The 18,883-nt window shown below is 58.9% G+C and carries 14 protein-coding genes; 6 read left to right on the top strand and 8 right to left on the bottom strand.

What is annotated here, in order from left to right:
• Positions 1-46 precede the first annotated feature (46 nt).
• The 4 genes from UM93_RS00680 to UM93_RS00665 form a co-directional block, all read right to left on the bottom strand.
• Entirely contained in the window at positions 47-1,012 is a 966-nt protein-coding gene (locus tag UM93_RS00680) for a 4-(cytidine 5'-diphospho)-2-C-methyl-D-erythritol kinase (RefSeq protein WP_045073052.1), read from the bottom strand.
• 75 nt (positions 1,013-1,087) lie between these two features.
• Entirely contained in the window at positions 1,088-1,978 is an 891-nt protein-coding gene (gene rsmA / locus UM93_RS00675) for a 16S rRNA (adenine(1518)-N(6)/adenine(1519)-N(6))-dimethyltransferase RsmA (RefSeq protein ID WP_045073050.1), read from the bottom strand.
• Between the two features lie 189 nt (positions 1,979-2,167).
• Positions 2,168-3,334 carry a resuscitation-promoting factor gene (locus UM93_RS17895; protein WP_045073049.1) on the bottom strand — a complete coding sequence of 389 codons (1,167 nt, stop codon included), beginning with the start codon at positions 3,332-3,334 and terminating at the stop codon, positions 2,168-2,170.
• A 338-nt stretch (positions 3,335-3,672) separates the two neighbouring features.
• Positions 3,673-4,608 (bottom strand): TatD family hydrolase, encoded by a 936-nt coding sequence (locus UM93_RS00665; protein ID WP_082056949.1) that lies wholly within the window; start codon positions 4,606-4,608, stop codon positions 3,673-3,675.
• A gap of 101 nt (positions 4,609-4,709) precedes the next feature.
• On the opposite strand from UM93_RS00665, the gene UM93_RS00660 reads away from it, so the two are divergent.
• From UM93_RS00660 to UM93_RS00650, 3 genes are read left to right on the top strand one after another with little or no spacing between them, the layout of a single operon-like run.
• On the top strand, positions 4,710-5,732 hold the full coding sequence (locus tag UM93_RS00660; RefSeq protein ID WP_045073047.1) for an AAA family ATPase: 1,023 nt from the start codon (positions 4,710-4,712) through the stop codon (positions 5,730-5,732).
• 2 nt (positions 5,733-5,734) lie between these two features.
• Entirely contained in the window at positions 5,735-7,096 is a 1,362-nt protein-coding gene (locus UM93_RS00655; protein WP_045073046.1) for a DUF58 domain-containing protein, read from the top strand.
• A complete protein-coding gene (locus UM93_RS00650) occupies positions 7,093-9,405 on the top strand; it encodes a transglutaminase TgpA family protein (protein WP_052663463.1) in 2,313 nt (770 codons plus the stop codon). The genes UM93_RS00655 and UM93_RS00650 overlap by 4 nt, the downstream gene beginning before the upstream one ends.
• A 53-nt stretch (positions 9,406-9,458) precedes the next feature.
• Here UM93_RS00650 and UM93_RS00645 read toward each other — a convergent pair whose 3' ends face one another.
• Both UM93_RS00645 and rsmI read right to left on the bottom strand, forming a co-directional pair.
• Complete coding sequence (locus UM93_RS00645; protein WP_045073044.1) at positions 9,459-10,937, bottom strand: NAD-dependent succinate-semialdehyde dehydrogenase; 1,479 nt, start codon at positions 10,935-10,937, stop codon at positions 9,459-9,461.
• A 157-nt stretch (positions 10,938-11,094) separates the two neighbouring features.
• On the bottom strand, positions 11,095-11,958 hold the full coding sequence (rsmI, locus tag UM93_RS00640; RefSeq protein WP_045073043.1) for a 16S rRNA (cytidine(1402)-2'-O)-methyltransferase: 864 nt from the start codon (positions 11,956-11,958) through the stop codon (positions 11,095-11,097).
• Positions 11,959-12,155: 197 nt separating this feature from the next.
• Between rsmI and UM93_RS00635 the strand changes: the two genes are divergently transcribed.
• Complete coding sequence (locus UM93_RS00635; RefSeq protein WP_045073041.1) at positions 12,156-13,814, top strand: dolichyl-phosphate-mannose--protein mannosyltransferase; 1,659 nt, start codon at positions 12,156-12,158, stop codon at positions 13,812-13,814.
• 20 nt (positions 13,815-13,834) lie between these two features.
• On the top strand, positions 13,835-15,664 hold the full coding sequence (locus UM93_RS00630; protein ID WP_045073040.1) for an AMP-dependent synthetase/ligase: 1,830 nt from the start codon (positions 13,835-13,837) through the stop codon (positions 15,662-15,664).
• A gap of 66 nt (positions 15,665-15,730) precedes the next feature.
• Here the strand turns inward: UM93_RS00630 and UM93_RS00625 are convergent, their stop codons facing one another.
• Together UM93_RS00625 and UM93_RS00620 are read right to left on the bottom strand one after the other, a co-directional pair.
• A complete protein-coding gene (locus UM93_RS00625) occupies positions 15,731-16,951 on the bottom strand; it encodes a TIGR01906 family membrane protein (RefSeq protein WP_052663461.1) in 1,221 nt (406 codons plus the stop codon).
• A 78-nt stretch (positions 16,952-17,029) separates the two neighbouring features.
• Positions 17,030-18,022, bottom strand: a complete 993-nt coding sequence (locus UM93_RS00620; RefSeq protein WP_045073038.1) for a stage II sporulation protein M — start codon at positions 18,020-18,022, stop codon at positions 17,030-17,032.
• 55 nt (positions 18,023-18,077) lie between these two features.
• Between UM93_RS00620 and UM93_RS00615 the strand changes: the two genes are divergently transcribed.
• Positions 18,078-18,875, top strand: coding sequence for an RDD family protein (locus UM93_RS00615; protein WP_045073037.1), 798 nt, complete (start codon positions 18,078-18,080; stop codon positions 18,873-18,875).
• Positions 18,876-18,883 lie beyond the last annotated feature (8 nt).

The following is an 18,883-nucleotide window of genomic DNA, read 5'->3' as shown; positions in this document are numbered from 1 at the left end:
AACTCAAGTAAAACTACTGAGTAGAAATTGTGACTTCTCATGAACCCTAATGAATAAGGTCCGAGACAATTTTCGCACCATGGACCGGCGAGTGCACAGCCAAGGCATGCTGTCCCGCCTCAGCCAGGCGATCGACCAGTTCAAGGGCATGGCTTTCCGAGGAGGCCAACATCGCCACGGTCGGCCCGGAGCCGGAGACAATCGTCGACAGGGCACCGTATTCGCTGCCCTGCTCCAAGACGTCCACCAGTTGTGGGGCCAGCCTGGTTGCCGCAGGCTGCAGATCGTTATGCAGGGTGTCGGCAAGCGCCTCAGCGTCCCCGGCACGCAAAGCCCGCAACACCGCCGGGTCAATTTGCTCGGGTTCTGCTGGTTCAAAACCACTCGCAATCCGGATCCGGTCCAGAGCGGCAAAAACCGTCGGTGTGGAGAGGCCGAAATCCGGCAGGACCAGCGTCCAATGTAGCGGGTTCGGCGCCAATGCGGGAGTGAGCTGATCGCCGACTCCCAAGCCAATCGCCGCCCCGCCGAGCAGCGAAAAAGGCACATCGGCACCCAGCTCGGCAGCCAGATGCGCAAGTTCCTCTCGCGACAGCCCGGCGTTCCAGAGCGCATCACAAGCCAGCAGGGTGGCTGCTGCATCGGCCGAGCCGCCCCCCATGCCCCCGGCTATCGGTACTCGTTTGGTGATCTCTAGGTGCACTCCACTGGGTTGCTCGCTGAGTTCAGCCATTAGCCGGGCCGCCCGAACCGCTAGATTGCTCTCGTCGAGTGGCATCTCCTGGGCGAGTGATCCCTTACGCAGGGACACCGTGATCTCACCGTCGTTGGTGGTGCTCGCGGCCACCTCTTCGTATAAGGACACCGCCAGGTAGACGCTGGCCACCGAGTGATAGCCATCCGGGCGCAGCGGCCCTACCGAAAAGGAAACATTAATTTTTCCCGGAGCTTTTACTCTGACTGTCCGGGAACGGGCTGAGCCAGCCTCAGGGGTGGCGCGTGAAGGCGTCATCTCCCTAACCTATCAACGGCCGGGTAATAAATCTGTTTCGCGACTCAGCGCCAATCGTTCAGCCTTGCTTGTGGCCTATTCAGAACTTTTCTTGGTTTCAAAGCTCTTCTTGGCGGCTGCGATACTGGCAAAAGCCGCCACATCGAGCACCTCTCCGCGAGCCACCGGGTCAACCCCGGCGGCCAGGATGATCTGCTCAGCCACCGCTCCGCTGCCCGCCCAGTCGGCCAGGGCAGCCCGCAAAGTCTTGCGGCGTTGCGCAAAGGCGGCATCAATCACCGCGAAGACTTGCTCCCTGCTGGCTGTTGTTTGCGGAGGTTCGCGACGCACGAATTCCACCAAACCGGAAGAGATTTTCGGCGCCGGCCAGAACACGTTCATGCCGATCACCCCGGCCTTGCGTACCGCGGCGTACCAGGCGGCCTTTACCGAGGGTACCCCGTAGATCTTATTGCCGGGGGTCGCGGCCAGACGATCGGCCACCTCATCCTGCACCATCACCAGACCATGCTTGAGCGAGGGGAAGTGTTCCAGTAAATGCAGCACCACGGGTACCGCGACGTTATACGGCAAGTTCGCTACCAAGGCGGTGGGTTTAAGCGGCAGCTCCGTCACCTTGAGCGCATCGGCAGCGACCACGTGTAATGAGTCGGCACGCTCTGGCCGGAATTCCTTGATCGTCTGCGGCAGCCGTTCGGCGAGTTTAGTATCGATTTCAATTGCCACCACTTGCGCAGCGGCGTCCAGCAGGCCAAGTGTCAGCGAGCCCAGGCCCGGCCCGACCTCCAGGACCGTCTCGGTCTCCTGCAGCTCGGCGACTCCGACAATTCGGCGAATCGTATTGCCGTCAATGACAAAGTTCTGGCCGAGTGTTTTGGTTGGACGCACGTCTAACTCTGCGGCTAATCGGCGTATCTCGGTAGCACCTAATAACGGCAGAGCAGAGTTTGACGGCGGCAGATTCACCTGAGCAGTCTATCCGGCGGCCGCACAGAACACCGCAGCGCTCGCAGTGGACTCTCCCGCTCCCCGGGCAGCTAGCGGCGACCAGCTGGATAGTGCCAAGCTCAGAACTGGCGGTGCCAAAGGGTTAAAACACCTTGGCACCGGACTCTCGAAAGAAACCGGTGCCAAGGCCAGGAAAACAGTCAGGGACTAGCCTGCGGCGCCTGCACAGCCCCAGGGAGCCAGCCCAGCCTTCGCATAGTAGGTGTTTGCCACCGCGATTTGTTGCGCGCGGCTGGCCAAATCGGCACGCGGCGCGTAAGCACCGCCACCATTGGCAAGCCATGAACCGGCATCGAACTGCAGACCGCCGTAATAACCGTTGCCGGTGTTGATTGACCAGTTACCGCCGGACTCGCACTGCGCGATCCGATCCCACATTGCGTCGTTAGCGGTGGGCGGCGCGGCGGCGCCGGTGTTACCGGACTTCGCCTCGGCAGTCTTAGTTTCTTCCTTCGGGCGATCCTTCGCTCCGACGGTGACCTTCTGAGTTACCGGTTTCAGTGTGACGCTCTGCCCGTTCAGTGTCCGCTTCACCTCGCGGCCGTCGATGGTGGTGACGCTGTAAGTTTTGGTGAGAGTGCCAACCACACCCTGCTGGGTGACCTTCTTCTCGTCTTTGAACGCCTTCGGATCAACCGTCTGCTCAGTTTGGAACGGCACATCCTCAGTGCTGGTGGCCACGCCGTCGGACTTCAACCGGGAGACCTTGATCACCATATCGGCAACCACCGGCGCAGCCGCGGGAACTGACACCAAGTCCTTAGCGCCGAGAGTGATCTTGGCCGATTTGAGCACTTCACCAACGGTAGCCACTGCGGTAACCTGCGCGGTCCGTTTGCCGTCGGCGAGGACCAAAACCTTTTTCGGCGTGGTGATTTTAAGTTGAACACCGTCGGTGTTGAGCGGGGCGTCCTGAGAAACATCGACCACCGCATTGGAGGCAACACCGAGTTGGCTGATCAGTCCGGCGACATTGCCGGCATGGGTCTGCACAGTGGTCTGCGCACCGTCCAAGGTCACCTTCACATCTTTAGCGGTGTTCACCGTGATGTTGGTGCCGTTGGCGACCGCCGAATCAAGACCGGGCGACACCTGGTCCTCCGAGGAGGTCTTCACATTGGCGCGCTGCAGCACATCTTTGACCGAACCGCCAAAGGTTTGCACCGAGCTTTGTACGCCGTCAACGGTCAGACTGACGGTCTTATTAGCGGTTACAAAACCGACCAGACCGAGCACTAGGGCCACTAAAACAAGCGATTGCCCGCCAATTTTTAGCCAACTCAGTTTGCCGTTGGTGGTGAAGATATTGCTCACAGGTGCTCTTAACTACTCAAGTGTCCGGGCACGGGAACAAGCACGGCATCTTTGCGGGTCTCAGTTGAACTTGATCAAGTTCAGCTTTACCGCAGCAACGCACGCGCCGCCTACACCTGAAAAAGGCCGCGAAAAACTAGGGCAGCAGTACTTATAACCCCTCGCAGCACGCTCGACGCGAGTCGAAAACGTAAAGGAACTTCAAGTGCGACGTTGTCCGTAGGTCTTCCCCGACCCCGGCTATCGCACTCTACTGTAACCGAACTGTTACCTATCTTCCAAGAAAAATCACAAAACGGTGTGATCTATAACACTTTTTGGTTCGACGACGGTGCGATTCAGGCCCAAGAACCGTAAACAGCCTCAGTGTTTTCGCGTAGCCTCAGACAGAGCCCAGCAAGGTCAGCGGAGAGCACTTCACTCATTGCACGAACCGTATAAGGCACCAAGTAGCTGGCGTTGGGCTGGCCTCGGAAAGGGTGCGGGGTCAAAAATGGGGCGTCCGTCTCCACCAGCAGTAATGATCTCTCCGCAACACGCAAGGCCGCTCGCAATGGTTCGGCGTTTTTAAAGGTCACCGTGCCAGCGAAGGACATATACCAGCCATGCTCGTTGCAGATTCTGGCCAGCTCAGCGTCACCGGAAAAACAGTGGAACACCACTTTCTCCGGAGCGCCTTCTTCAAGCAGGATCCGCACCACATCATGATGGGCATCACGATCATGAATCTGCAGAGCCAGGCCGAGCCGTTTCGCCAGCTCGATATGGCGTCGGAAGGAGTAGTGCTGATGGGCCTGACCAGTGATATCGGTTCGAAAATAATCCAAGCCGGTCTCGCCGATCGCCCGCACCCGAGGATGCGCGGCCAACTCAGCAAGTTCAGCCAAGGCCGCCTCCAGGCCATCTTCCGCGGCGAGCAGCGGAGCATCGTTAGGATGAATCGCAATGGCGCCAAGCAGCCTGACGTCAGCCTCAACAGCGGCAACGGTGAACCGGGCGGAAGGCAGGTCGAAGGCGACCTGAACAGCCCCCTGCACGCCCACCTCGGCGGCAGCGTCGAGCGCCTGTGCCACCGAAACTTCGACTAGGCCATCGCGGAAGTCCAGATGGGTGTGATTGTCGATCACGGTCTCGGGTAGCGGTTCCGGAGCGGGCGGATAGTCGAGCTTGCGCCGACGCCCTGACTCATCCTGCGCAGTTCGTGCCGGGCCCGGCACGTCTGCGCTTAGGTTTTCCGATTGTGACCGGTAGGCCGGAGGCACCTCAAAACTCATATCATCCACTCTAATCAGGCAGAGCAACTACACGGCAGTCGGAACAAGATAGTAACCTTGATCACACCGGTCTTCAGAGCGGATCAACGTGGGGAGATTCAGTGAGCCAACCGCAATTCCATACCGAGCAGTCACGAGATGTCGGAAAGGCTCCGGGTGGCGGCTTGCCCGCCGAGCAGTTTGAGCAATTCAGCACCGGCATTCTGAATGAAATCAATATCGTAATGGACGGTAAAGCGGAAGCCTCCAAACTAGCTCTCACGGTGCTTTTAGCACAGGGCCACTTGCTCTTGGAGGACGTACCTGGCGTCGGTAAGACCATGCTGGCGAAGACTCTCGCCCGGGCGATTGACTGCTCGGTAAGCAGGATTCAGTTCACCCCGGACCTGCTGCCTTCGGATGTCACCGGCGTGTCCATTTTCAGCCAGGCTTCGCATGATTTTGAGTTCCGGCCAGGCGCGGTATTTGCGAATATTGTGATCGGAGACGAGATCAATAGGGCGTCGGCTAAGACCCAGTCGGCGCTCCTGGAATGTATGGAGGAACATCAGGTAACCGTTGATGGGAAGTCCTATCCGCTCGCCGAGCCCTTTATGGTGATCGCTACCCAGAACCCGATCGAGATGGAAGGCACCTATCCGTTGCCAGAGGCGCAACGTGATCGCTTTATGGCCAGAATCTCAATGGGCTACCCTGATGCCAATGCAGAAATTGAAATGTTGGAAACCCATCAATCGATTTCACCCCTGCAGCAAGTCCGCCCAGTGGCCAGCGCGGCAAATATCGCCGCGATGATCAAGACCGTGCAAGAGGTTTATGTCTCTGCAGCGGTGAAGGAATACCTGGTTTCGCTTGGGCAAAGCACTCGCGAACATGCCCAAATCAGGCTCGGTGCTTCCCCCAGAGCCCTGCTGCAATTGCTCAGGGCAGCCAAGGCTACCGCCGCTTTAGCACAGCGGGATTTTGTGTTGCCAGACGATGTTTCAGCCATTGCCGCCCCGGTGCTTTCGCACCGTATCATCCTGGACCGCAGAGCTATCGGCGCGGGTGAAACCTCAGCTGGCCTGATTACCTCGATACTTGCCAAGTTACCCGTTCCGCAACACACCGCAGCCCGAGGCTAGGGATGAACTTCACCGGCGTCCGATTCCTCACCACCCGTGGCTGGGGAATGCTGGGCGCTGGCTTCTTCGCGATCTTGTTGGCTCAAATCATGGGCCGGAAAGATCTGCTAACCCTCGGCTTATTCCTTGTGCTGTTGCCGTTGCTGGCTGCGTTGGGGATCCGCTTTGTGGCACCGCGATTCAGTGTGCATCGCGAGTTCAGCCCAGCAGTGCTGGAAACCGGAATGACCACCACAGTCGACCTAGCCGTCGGTGGCAGCAGCAAATTGGGTTCCCGGGTGAAAATGCGGGAGGCTCTGCCGCAAAGCTTCGGACGCTCACCGGAGTTCAGCTATCCGGGACGGGTACAGACCACTCTCGACGTCGGCGTGCAGGGCTCACGGTATCAGTATCACTTGCGCTCCAACCATCGGGGACAGTATTCCATCGGCCCGGTAAGCGCCCAGTTGGGCGATGCTTTTGGTCTGAGTCAGCACCTGCAATCACTGCACGGCACCGACACATTGACGGTGACTCCACGAGCCATTGAGTTACCGTTCAATCGTCTCTCCGGGGCCCGCGGCACCGACGGTTCTAGCGCCACTCGACAACAGGCAAATCCCAGTGACGATGATGTGATGACCAGAGAGTATCGGCACGGCGATCCAATGCGCCGGGTTCATTGGCCAGCCACCGCGCGACATGGGCAGCTGATGGTGCGACAAGAGGAGTCGGTCACCACCCCGGAAGCGGTACTGCTGATCGATCAGCGCTCGTCCAGCTTTGAGCAGAATAGTGCGAGCCCGCACCGGAGAGCGGAAAGCGAGGCGAATTTGCGCAGCTCAAATCGCTTTGAGTGGGCAGTGATTGCGATTATGTCGATCGCCACGCACCTCATTGAGCACAATTACGATCTGCGCTTACTCGATATTTTCGCCAGGCCTGGACTGAGCACTTCCCGCTCCTCCCCCGAACCAATGACTGAAGAATATGCTGGCAACGCCGGCCTAGCCAGCATCGCCGAAGCTTTGGCTGCCATCGAGCTTGAAGAGACCAGCAATCTCACGCCATTTAACGAGAAACTCTTCGACCGGCTCTCGCTCAGCCGGCAGCGTGGACCGCTGATCGCCTTTTTGGGTGATATCTCGGTCTCCGAGGCACTGAGTTTAGCGGCTGCTGCAGAGGGCAACACCGCCGCGCTGGCGATCATTTCTACCGCCCAACCGAGCCGAGCTGAGGAAGCCGCAGCTGTGCTTCGACGTGGTGGCTGGCAGGTCGCGGTGAGCGATGCAGATAGTTCACTCGCCGAAGTCTGGCGTAATTTCGATTCAGAGCCCGCCGACGAGCCTGGGCTTCAGGACAGTAGCAGGGCTGGTCAGCGATGACCGCCACGATGAGCCGCACGCCTGCCGAGACCGGTTCAAAGCAGCCAAAGCCGCCGAAAAAGCGGCGCGAAAAGGTGGGTTCTGCGCCATGGAAGATGGCGGCTGCCATCTGCTTTGCCTGCTGTGGCACCGCGGTCGGACTCACCGGGGTGGTACGCAGCGGTGGCTGGATATTGATCCTCACTTTCACCGTTGCCACTGTGCTCGCCGCGATGACGCTGAGCCGCAGTTTGCGGTTACCGGGCGGCTGGGCTCCGGTATTCGGGGTAACCGCGCTGCTGGTGCTGCTCAGCGGGATGTTCCTGAACAGCACCGCCTTTTTAGGGTTCATCCCAACATCGGCAAGTTTCGACCAACTCGGCGGGCTGTTTACTGAGGCTTCCGAAGCAGTGATTCGCGGAGTCGCCCCGATCCCGGCTAGTCCGGGTGTGGTACTTGTCATTTGTTTAGGCATCGGCCTGGCAGCTATTTTGACCGATATCCTCGCAGTTGGCCTGCTGATGCCCGCCACCAGTGGTCTGTCACTGCTGGTGATCGCACTGATTCCAGCGATCGTCAAAGTCGACAGCCTGGGGGTGATCGGTTTTGTGCTGGGCATCATCGGCTATTTGTTGATCCTGGTGCTCAGTGGTCGGTTACGGCCAGAGACAGCAAATAACGCATCAGCTATCCCCTGGGGGAAAGTTGCCGGCATTGGCTCCATCACGGTAGTGCTCTCGCTGCTCGTCTCGATGCTGATGCCCGGCTTCAGCGTTGGCACTTTCCCTCAGGGGTCTCGTTTTAACCCCTTCGGCCCAGTGGCCGGATTGAGCCCGTTCCTTTCTTTAGGAAGCGATCTACGCAACCCCTCCGGCACCGGTCAAATCAACTACGCCACCTCGGCAACGAGTCCGCCATATTTGCGCACCGTGACGATCGAGAACTTCGACGGTGAGAACTGGGAGCCGACCGAGCGTGGTGACGGCATTCAGCTCAGCGAGCAGCCGATTGCTAACGACCTCGACACGAGCGGAGTCGATTTCAGCACCAATATCACGCAAATCAATGCCATTGGTTTCTCCAATAGGTGGTTGCCGGCACCTTACCTTCCGACCCAGATCAACGGATTGAATGGCCGTTGGAACGTGGATCCCAAAACCCTCAGTATCAAGGCCATCGATCAAGACACCCTGGGCCAGGTTTATACCGTGCTCAGCCTCGTGCCTAAACTCACTCCGGAGTTGCTCCGTAAAGCGACCTCCCGACCAAAGCCCGGTTTCGACCCGATCTTCATGACCCTGCCGCAGAACACCCCCGGCATCGTGAAAGAGACCGCGCTTTCATTGACCTCCCGCCAACCGACTCCTTACGACAAAGCGATGGCAATTCAGCAATATCTTCGCGGCAGTGAATTCAGTTATTCCCTTCAGGCCCCGGTCTCCGGAGGTTACGACGGCAGCAGTATGGATGCCCTCGCTAAGTTCCTGCAGCAGAAGAGCGGTTATTGCGTGCATTTTTCTGCAGCGATGGCGGTGATGGCCCGCGAAGCTGGCATTCCGAGCCGGATTGCGGTGGGCTTCTCGCCCGGGGCGGCCAGCGGGGACACCCAATACGTGCTCGGGCAGAAGCTGAGCAGCTACACCGTCGACGGGCGACTCGCGCATGCTTGGCCGGAGCTATATTTCGAAGGTTTGGGCTGGGTGCCATTCGAACCCACTCCCTCGCGGGGTCAAGTGCCGAGTTACGCGATACCGCCGAGTGCCCCGCTGCCTACCGACTCTGCACCGGATGAGCTGCCGCGCCCCACCGCGAGCAAGTCCAGCAGTTCAGCCGCGGCGGCACCGGTGCCTAATATCGGCCAGAGTCCAGCTAGCCAAGGGGTGGATTTCCTCTGGGTTATCTGGCCGGCGCTCGTCCTGGTACTTCTGATCCCCGCCTTGAGTCGGCTGCTATTGCGGCGTCGCCGTGAGCGCCTGGCCACACCAATGAGCCTGTGGCAGGAGTTGCGGGACACCGCCGTCGATTACGGGCTACCTGCAGAGCGCAGCGATACGCCTCGCCGCTTTGTCAGGCGGATTAAGGACTCGGGCCTGGCTGGCACGCCCGGACCTGAGCTGACCAACTTACTGCGTGAAGTAGAGCGGAGCAGCTATGGCCGCCCCGATGATCTCAGTTCTAGCAATCAAGCCAGCACAGAGCTGGCCCGAAGCCGTGAATCGTTCCGACTCATTTCGGCTCCGGGCCAACGCTTCAAAGCGCTGTTAGCGCCAGCTTCAACACTTCGCCGCTGGGCTGAAGCACTGTCCCGACCCTTCCGGCGACGTCACTGAATTCACGGCGGCGGGATTCACGCCGCCGCGCTCGCTCAGCCGCCGAACCCGGCTCAGGCGTTGGGATCAGCGATGCCGATGTACTGGGTGTAAAGATATTCTTCAATACCTTCAAGGCCGCCCTCACGGCCCAAGCCAGACTGTTTGACGCCGCCAAACGGTGCCGCCGCATTGGACACCACGCCAGCGTTTAGCCCCAGCATCCCGGTCTCCAGCTTTTCGCCCATCCTCAGGCCACGGTTTAAATCGCGGGTGAAGACATAGGCCACCAGGCCGTATTCTGTGCCGTTGGCCAGTCGGACGGCTTCATTCTCGTCTTTGAAGGTCACCACCGGAGCAACCGGACCGAAAATTTCTTCCGCCAAGATCCGCGCTTCGGCAGGCACCTGGGTCAGCACAGTGGGTTGGTAGAAGTAACCGGGGCCATCGACCGGGGCGCCGCCGGTGAGCGCGACCGCCCCGGCTGAAACAGCATCACTGACTAACTCATGAACCTTTTCCCGGCTCTTCTGGTCGATCAGCGGCCCGACCTTGGTGCTGTCCTCAATGCCGGGTCCGGTGGCCATTTCGGCAACCTTAGCGGCGAACTTGCTGCTGAACTCCTCGGCGACGCTCTCGTGCACGATAAAGCGGTTCGCGGCGGTACACGCCTCGCCCATATTCCTCAGCTTGGCGACCATCGCTCCGGCAACTGCAGCGTCTACATCAGCATCCTCGAACACCACGAAGGGCGCGTTTCCACCGAGTTCCATCGAGGTTCGCAGCACATTATGCGAAGCATCGGCCAATAACCGCTGACCGACCTCGGTGGAACCAGTAAAGGAAAGCTTACGAAGCCGCGAGTCTTTGATCAGACCACCAGTGGTCTGGCCCGCGGTACTGGTGGCGACTACATTCAACACTCCCGCTGGCAGCCCGGCTTCTTGCATCACCGCGGCAAATAGCTGCGAGGTCAATGGCGTTAGCGCGGCCGGTTTGAGTACCATTGTGCAACCTGCGGCGACGGCGGGTGCGATCTTACGGGTAGCCATTGCCAAGGGGAAATTCCATGGGGTGATCAATAGGCAGGGGCCAACCGCTTTCTTCGTCACCAACAAACGTGACTTACCGTCCGGGGCAATCGAATAACGGCCGAAGGCACGGACCGCTTCTTCCGAGAACCAACGCAAAAATTCAGCACCGTAGCTCACCTCGCCCCGCGCCTCAGCCAATGGCTTGCCCATCTCCAAAGTCATCAGCAAGGCAAAATCCTCGGCCCGAGCGGTGACCGCTTCGAAAGCACGACGCAGAATCTCTCCGCGCTCTCGCGGCGCGGTAGCAGCCCAAGATTGCTGGGCGGCGTCCGCCGCATCGAGCGCGGCGGCGGCATCTTCGGCTGCCGCATCAGCGATGCTGAGCAACACCTCACCGGTAGCCGGATTGAACACATCGAGGGTTTTACCGCTGGCCGCTGGCCGCCACTCACCATTGATGAGCAAGCCGGTCGGCACCGAGGCGAGAAGATCTTTAATCCGAGATTCGGAGACGGTCATGGCTCGTCCTTTTCTTTGAATTTCTTTGAATTTCTTTGAATTCTGAACTGCTTTGACCTCACGTTATTGCCGGCTCTAGCCGGTGTCTATGAGATCAATGCCTTATTAATAGCAAATCTGTTGTGCATTCGAACAAACCAAAGACAAGCCGAGCAGATCAGTGGCTGGTGCGCGCCGCCAGCACTGCTTCATAAAGTTCCCGTTTGCTCAATGAGGCGGTTTCGGCCACCGCAGCAACCGCGTCCTTCAGGCGCATCCCGCTCTCCGATAATTCAAGCACCGCAGTTACCTGTTCCTCGACCGAGCCCACTGCACCATCGCTGCCGCCGACCACCACGGCAATCTCACCCCGTACCTCAGAGTTGTTGGCCCAGTCTTGTAATTCCCCGAGACTGCCGCGCAGCACTTCTTCGAAGGTCTTAGTGAGTTCCCTGGCCACAGCCGCTTGTCGTGCCGGGCCGAAAACGTCGGCAAGCGCCGAAAGCATCACGGCCAAGCGATGCGGCGCTTCAAAGAAAATCATAGTGCGTTGATCGTTGACCAGACTGAGTAGTTTCTCCCGGCGCTCGCCTGCCTTACGAGGCAGGAATCCCTCGAAGCTGAAGCGATCTGTCGGCAGGCCAGAGAGAGCCAAAGCGGTGAGCACAGCTGAGGGACCCGGAATCGCGGTGATCCGTACCCCTGCGGCGATCGCCGCTTGCACCAGGCGATAGCCGGGGTCCGAGACTGCTGGCATCCCGGCATCGGAAACCATTAAGAGCTTGGCCCCGGCACGAACCTGCGCAATCAAGTCCTCGGTCCTGCTGGCCTCATTATGTTCGTGATAACTGAGAATGCGTCCGCTCACGGTAATCTCTAGGGCAGCAGCCAGCTTCAGCAGCCTACGCGTGTCCTCGGCAGCAATCAGATCAGCTGTTTCCAACCAATCGATAAGTCTCGCCGAGGCATCCGCTGGATTCCCGATCGGCGTGGCCCCAAGAATGATCTGGCCAACCGAATCGGCCTCCCGCGAAGACTGCATAGCGCTAAGCCTACCGCCAGGGTCCCCTAACCGAGCCTGCGAGGTGAGGGCAGGCGGTAGGCGCTACCGCCAGGGCCCCCTAACCGAGCCTGCGAGGTGAGGGCAGGCGGTAGGCGCTACCGCCAGGGTCCCCTAACCGAGGGCCCCCAACAGCAGGGTTCCCGGTGATCTGCCGTCGTTCCCGGTAGCATGACAAGGTGAGTCTTAACCTCCTCGACCCTGCTCCGCCGCGGCAGAGCAGCCGCCCGGATCGCGGCTGGCTAAGCGAGCCAAGGAACGCGTTTAGCTATCGCAAGTTGCTCCAACGACTTCAGGGACCGCGCTGGCGCTTCCTCGAATTCCCGCTCTCCTTACGGCTCTGGTATTGGCTCACTCCGCTGCTGGTCACCTTGCTAGGCGGGTTATTGCGCTTCATCCGGCTCGAGGAACCGAAGTCCTTGGTTTTTGACGAGACCTACTACGTCAAAGACGCCTATTCCTTCTTGATCAGCGGCTACGAACGTAGCTGGGCCGATAATGCTAATGAGAACTTCAATGCCGGAAACTTCTCTGGCCTCTTGGATTCCCCTGAGTACGTGGTGCACCCGCCGGTTGGCAAGTGGATGATCGCCTTCGGAATGTGGCTCTTCGGGCCTAGTAACACCTTTGGCTGGCGGTTCAGCTCTGCATTGGTTGGCACCCTGGCCATTCTGGTGATTGCCCTATTGGCTCAGAAGATCTTCCGCTCCACCATACTTGGCGGCATCGCCGGGCTGCTGCTCGCGGTTGACGGTCATGCCATCGTGCAGTCGCGGACCGCTCTGCTAGATAACTTCGTCATGTTCTTTGCCTTGCTGGCCTTCGCCGCATTGGTGATGGATCGCGATGACGGCAGGAAACGACTGGCTCGAAAGATGGCGCGGAAGCTGGCTTTTGAACCGAAAAAGACTGACTCCAGCTTGCTACTCTACGGACCCTGGTTGGGCATCAGGCCCTGGCGGATTGCCGCCGGGGTGTCCCTCGGCCTGTGCGCTGGAACCAAATGGTCGGGGCTTTTCTTTATCGCTGGTTTCGGGCTGCTCACGGTATTTTGGGATATCAATGCGCGGCGAATCGCAGGTATCCGGTATTGGTTCACCGGCGCGTTATTGAAGGATTCGCCGATTGCCTTCCTGAGCATTGTTCCGGTCGCCCTGGCCACTTATTTGGCCAGCTGGACCGGCTGGCTGCGCTCATCGGATGCCTGGGGCAGGCAGTGGGCAGCCACCAATCCGGCCAATGGTTGGGACTGGATTCCCGGGCCGCTGAGGTCGCTCTGGAATTATCACCAGCAGGCTTATACCTTCCACACCGGCCTGGATTCCGATCATCCCTATAAGGCCAACGCCTGGTCTTGGTTTGTGATGGGTCGGCCAACTTCGTTCTATGCCGAGTATCCGGATAATCAGTGCGGTACCGAAAAGTGTGCACAAATCGTCACCTCGCTCGGCAATCCTTTAATCTGGTGGGGCGGCAGTGCCGCGTTAATCTTCCTGGTGGGTTATTGGATCCTGCGTCGAGATTGGCGGGCGGGGGCCATTCTCTGCGGCTGGGCGGCTGGCTATCTGCCCTGGCTGATGTACCCGAATCGCACCATCTTCTTTTTCTATGCGATCGCCTATGAACCCTTTATGATCCTGGCCATTGTGTTCTGCCTCGGGCTAATCCTGGCCCCTAGCACTGCACCACCCTGGCGAAGACAGCAGGGCGCCGCTATTGTCGGCGGTTTGGTGGTGCTCGCAGTCCTACTCAGCGCCTTCTTCCTGCCGCTTTGGACTGCCGAAACCACGAGCTACGACTATTGGCGCAGTCATATGTGGATGCCGAGTTGGGTATAGATCGGGAAAAGGAAAAGTCCATGATTGAAGCGAGCACCGAGCTGCTGGTCGAATTGCCAGCCGAGTCAAATATCACTGACCTGCTGCTTGAGCGTGTCCGGCTAACCCCAGCAGCGGCACTCTACGAACGCAAAATTAACGGCGTCTGGCAGCCGGTCAGCGCGACAGACTTTCTGAAACAGGCGAAGAGCCTCGCTAAAGGCTTGGTAGCTTCCGGGGTCTCCAGCGGTGATGCGGTGGCAGTGATGTCCAAGACTCGCTATGAGTGGAGCGTGCTCGATTTTGCCATCTGGTTCGCCGGTGGCATCACGGTGCCAATCTACGAGACCTCCTCATTAAGCCAGATCGAATGGATCTTGGCAGATTCTCAAGCAAAGCTGGTGGTGGTCGAAGACGCGGAGAAACTTTCACAATTACGCACCGTCATCACGGATTCGAAGCTTCTTGGTCAGGGCCCTGTCTCGCTATGGTGCATCGAGGACGACGGCGACTCACCCCATCTTGCTGCCTTGGCAGCGGTCGGCGACGGGATCAGCGAAGCCGAATTGGAGACGCAGCGGTCGGCAGCGAACCTCGAATCGGTCGCATCTCTGGTCTACACCTCGGGCACCACGGGTCGTCCCAAAGGCTGCCAGATCACGCATGGCAACTTTGCCTTGGTCGCCAAGAACACTCCCCCGTTTCTTGGCGAGCTCCTGCTCACCGAGAACTCTCGAACCTTAATGTTCTTGCCGTTGGCCCATGTCTTGGCTCGCGCTGTGCAGCTGGTCAGCCTGAGCGCTGGTACCACTTTGGGGCACACTAGCGGAGTGAAGGAATTGCTCGATGATCTGGGGAACTTCCAGCCGAGCTTCTTGCTGTGCGTGCCTCGGATTTACGAAAAGGTGCTCGATGCTGCCCAACTCAAAGCGGAACAAAGCGGTCGTGGAAAAATTTTCGCCCGTGCGGTAACGGTGGCGATCAGGTTTTCTGAGGCAATGGACCGGCGACAGCGTGGCACGTCCAGAGGAGCTTCTCCGGTATTACGTCTGCAGCATTGGTGTTTCGACAAACTGGTGTATGCCAAGCTTCGCGAGGCCTTCGGCGGCAAGGCGCATTACACCGTCTCCGGGGCGAGCGCGCTCGGTGCTCGCCAAGCACACTTCTTTCGTGGTGCCGGGGTGATGATTTTGGAGGGCTACGGCCTGACCGAGACCACCGCTCCCTGCACGGCAAACATACCAAGCCAGACCCGGGTCGGCACAGTAGGTATTCCGCTACCAGGAACCACTATTCGAATCGCTCCGGATGGCGAAATCCTGGTCAAAGGGATCGGTGTTTTCAAGGGGTACCACGCCAACGAGGCGGCCACCGCCGAGGCTTTTCTGGATGGTTTCTTCCGCACTGGCGATTTGGGGCAGCTGGATGATGATGGCTTTTTGACCATCACGGGCCGAAAGAAGGACATTCTGGTCACCGCTGGCGGGAAGAATATCGCCCCCGGCCCGCTCGAAGCCACGCTACGCGATGCGCCGCTGATCTCTCAGGCGGTTCTGGTGGGCGAAGGCCGACCGTTCATCGCGGCCTTACTTACCTTGGATGTAGAGTCTTTCGAACGTTGGAAACAACAGCAAGGCATTGAGCTGAGCCTTACAGACGCCAACTCTTCAACCCCGTTGCGCGAGCAGCTGCAAAAGGCCGTTGATGCCGCCAACGCTGGTGTCTCCCGCGCTGAATCGATCCGCAAATTCACCATTTTGCCGGAAGACTTCAGCGTCGAATCGGGACAACTCACCCCATCACTGAAGGTGAAGCGAGCAACGGTCCTGCAGGACTATCAAGCTCAGATCGACGATCTCTATCAGCCCTAAGCTCACCAGCCCCAGGCCCGGCACCCCACAGCGCGTTGGGAGGAGAGGCTATGAGCCCTACCTGACTCAGACGGCTGCGCGACGTCCTTGGCTCGGCTTTTGCGCTTTCGCGGCGAGCTGCCGGCGACGCTTCGTCGGCCAGCTAAAGATCAAGGTCAGAATGGACACCAGCAGTACTAATACCCCGATGCTGGCCGCTGAATCAGTCCAGAACTGCTCCGGGAACAATCGGATCAGAGTATCGGAAAGCCGGAAGGTCCAGGTGCCATTGGCGAAGAAAAGCTGGTGGAAGTCGGTGAAAAAGCGATCCCAGCCGAGCAGGGCAAACACGCCAATACCAATAATGATCACCACGGTGGCAATCGATCCGGCAAATAAGGCCCGTCGGTTGCCGCCAACGCTACGCCGGGATAAGTAGAACATGCCAACCACCATCAGGACGAGCAGCAGCAGGCCGATCAGCATCGAGATTTGATAAACACCCTTCACATCGGCCATGTGACTGACTTCAGAATCTTGGAAAAGCTTAGCTCCTTGGCCACCCACCAGGTCACCGAGAAAACGCGAACCAGCGAAGTTATTGAGGTAATCCACCGCATAGGACCCGAAAGTCGTCCGGTCGTCGCTAGTAAAACCAAAGCTGTCTGCGGGGAAGCCCGGTCGGTTGTATTCGATCCATAAGAACACCGGCGAAGCAATCGCCCGGATCGCCAACGCTAACAACACGATCGGGAAGAATATTGCGATTAAGACTTGCCAGATCCCTGGCCACACCGGGCGTGACTGCGCTGCCTGTTCGCGCTCCGAAACACGTCGGTCGACTTCCTCGGCGGGCGGGCGCACTGCCAACATCGTGGTTCTGGTGGAAACCTCTGGCTGGGTGAGCGGCTGCGCCTGGTGCGTGGTCGAGCTATCCAGCTTCTCGCTTTGATTCGCTGACTCTGGCTTGGCCAGCGGCTTTCCGCTAGCCTCTGTCGTCGGTTTCAGCTGCGGGTCCGCGCCTCGCTCAGTCTGGTTTCGCTGAGCCTGATTTTGCTTAGTCTGATTTTGCTCGGCCTGCCGGGGCTCGCTCTGCTGCTGCCCAACGGACTTAGCTACCGTTTCGGATGCGTCTTTCGACGTCGCCGGGGTGCCGCCGGCCATCCAGTCAAAGGCGGGTTCATCGCTTGCGGCGGCCTGGTGCTCGGCCAGTGCTTTAGCTAGGTCTTCCTGCGGCCCAGCATCTGGCGAAGCCTGCGGTCCCGGCTTCTTTTGCTCTGCATTCTCGCGCTGCTCTTTTTCGCTCACACTGTGAGGCTACCGGGCTGGGCTGCTGGGTTCACGCTGCCACCCCGAGCACAGCCAAATCAGCGCTGAATAGGTCAATTAGACGGTTGGCACAGTAGCACCGGCGTCTTGTTCGGCCAGATCGGCACTGTAACCGGCCTTGGCCGCCCGCCGGCCAAGGATCAGGGTGTAGCACCAGTAGGCGGCCAGCACCAGCGCACCAATGCTCAGCTTGAGCCAGAGCGGCATCGGTGAGGGTGTGACGAAACCCTCCACCAGGCCGGAAATCAGCAAGATCAGCACCAAGCCCAGCGCCGTAGTGATTAACGACCGCCCCTCGACCGCCAGAGACTCCGAACGGCGACGCGGACCGGGTGAAATCCAGGCCCAAAAAATGCGTAGTCCAGCAGCCCCTGCAATGAAGATCGCAGTCATCTCCATCATGCCGTGCGGCAGGATGTAACTGAAGAACACGTCTCCCCGACCGTAGGAAAACATCACCCCCGCCGACATGCCCAAACTTGAAGCATTTCCATAAATAACCGAAGGCACAAAAATGCCAGTAATACCAAAGGCCACTTCCTGGGCGGCTATCCAGGCGTTGTTCGTCCAGACCTGGCCGGCAAAGGAAGCCGCCGGGTTCTCCGAATAATAATTAACGAAGTCTTCCTCAACATAGCGTCGGAAATGCGCATCGCTGCCAAGAGCTTTCAAGACATCCGGGTTTCCTGCCACCCAGATCGCATAGAACACGGTGATCAGCACGAAAGCAGCACCAATTGCCAGCGTCAACCATCTAATTCGATAAAACGCTAACGGCAAGGTGAGCACGAAGAAGTTTGCCACGTCTTCGAAGACGTTCGATCTTGCCCCGGTGAATCGGGTTCTGGCCTGAGCTAGGAGCGTGGAAAGCGAAGCGGAAAGTGCACCTTCTGGCGAGACCGAACGGATCATCGACAAATGCGTTGAGGCACGTTGATACAGCTTGAGTAATTCGTCGGCCTCAGCCCCGCTTAGCCGACGCTGTGCAGCGAGTTGCTTAAGCCGCGCCCATTCCTCACGGTGCACCACCGTGAAAGCATCAAGATCCACAACTCAACCCTACTGGATTAGCCCATCGGATCGACAGAGGCCTTAGGCTGGGTTCATGAGCAGTATCGTCACCGGCGAAGCCGTCGTCCTAGAACTACGGCCAGCCTCTTTTGCCGCCCGTAGCCTGGGCGCTTTGATTGACTTAGCCGTCACCCTGATCGCCTATCTACTAACCCTGTTCTTGGTTTTCAGACTGCTCAACAATATTGATCGGGCCGCGGGGACAGCGATTATTACCAGCTTGCTCATTTTCTACACCGTGTTACTGCCGGTACTGGTAGAAACCATGACGCGTGGGAAGTCGCTGGGCAAGTATGCGATGGGCTTGCGAATCGTGCGGGATGACGGTGGCTCGATCCGCTTCAGGCAGGCATTTATCCGCGGCTTGCTGGGCTTTTTCGAATTTTATCTTTGCCTCGGCGCGATCGCTTTTCTAGTCTCGATCTTCAATCAGAAATCCAAGCGGCTTGGCGATATGGTGGCGGGGACCTATTCAATGCGGGAACGAGTCCCGGCCACCCCGCTATTGACGATCAATGGTCCACCTTATCTGCAAGGCTGGGCTCAGTTAGCCGATATTGGCCGGTTGCCGGACGGCCTGGCCCGGCGAATTTCGCAATTCCAACAGCAGGCGGCAAAGATGACCCCAGTCTCGCGGGATCAGCTTTCTCGATCGCTCGCCGATGAAGTAAGTTCCTGGGTCTCCCCGCCGCCTCCCCCGGGCACCATGCCCGACGCCTTTTTGGCTGCGGTAAGCGCCGAACGCCGTGATCGGGACTTCCGTCGACTCACAGCGGTCAAGGCTCGAGCGGACGCACTCGGGACACGGCTGAGCAAACTGCCGTACGAGTAGTCATCAGA

The sequence above is a fragment of the Psychromicrobium lacuslunae genome (assembly GCF_000950575.1).
Lineage (GTDB): Bacteria > Actinomycetota > Actinomycetes > Actinomycetales > Micrococcaceae > Renibacterium > Renibacterium lacuslunae.
Note: the sequence above shows the minus strand (reverse complement) of the source record. Positions and strands in the feature narration are given on the sequence as shown.

Bases quoted from the DNA above. Each gene is read 5' to 3' on its own strand.
- UM93_RS00665 (WP_082056949.1), bottom strand. From the start codon at position 4,608: ATGAGTTTTGAGGTGCCTCCGGCCTACCGGTCACAATCGGAAAACCTA.
- UM93_RS00645 (WP_045073044.1), bottom strand. From the start codon at position 10,937: ATGACCGTCTCCGAATCTCGGATTAAAGATCTTCTCGCCTCGGTGCCG.
- UM93_RS00630 (WP_045073040.1), top strand. From the start codon at position 13,835: ATGATTGAAGCGAGCACCGAGCTGCTGGTCGAATTGCCAGCCGAGTCA.
- UM93_RS00655 (WP_045073046.1), top strand. From the start codon at position 5,735: ATGAACTTCACCGGCGTCCGATTCCTCACCACCCGTGGCTGGGGAATG.
- UM93_RS00615 (WP_045073037.1), top strand. From the start codon at position 18,078: ATGAGCAGTATCGTCACCGGCGAAGCCGTCGTCCTAGAACTACGGCCA.
- UM93_RS00680 (WP_045073052.1), bottom strand. From the start codon at position 1,012: ATGACGCCTTCACGCGCCACCCCTGAGGCTGGCTCAGCCCGTTCCCGG.
- UM93_RS00650 (WP_052663463.1), top strand. From the start codon at position 7,093: ATGACCGCCACGATGAGCCGCACGCCTGCCGAGACCGGTTCAAAGCAG.
- rsmI (WP_045073043.1), bottom strand. From the start codon at position 11,958: ATGCAGTCTTCGCGGGAGGCCGATTCGGTTGGCCAGATCATTCTTGGG.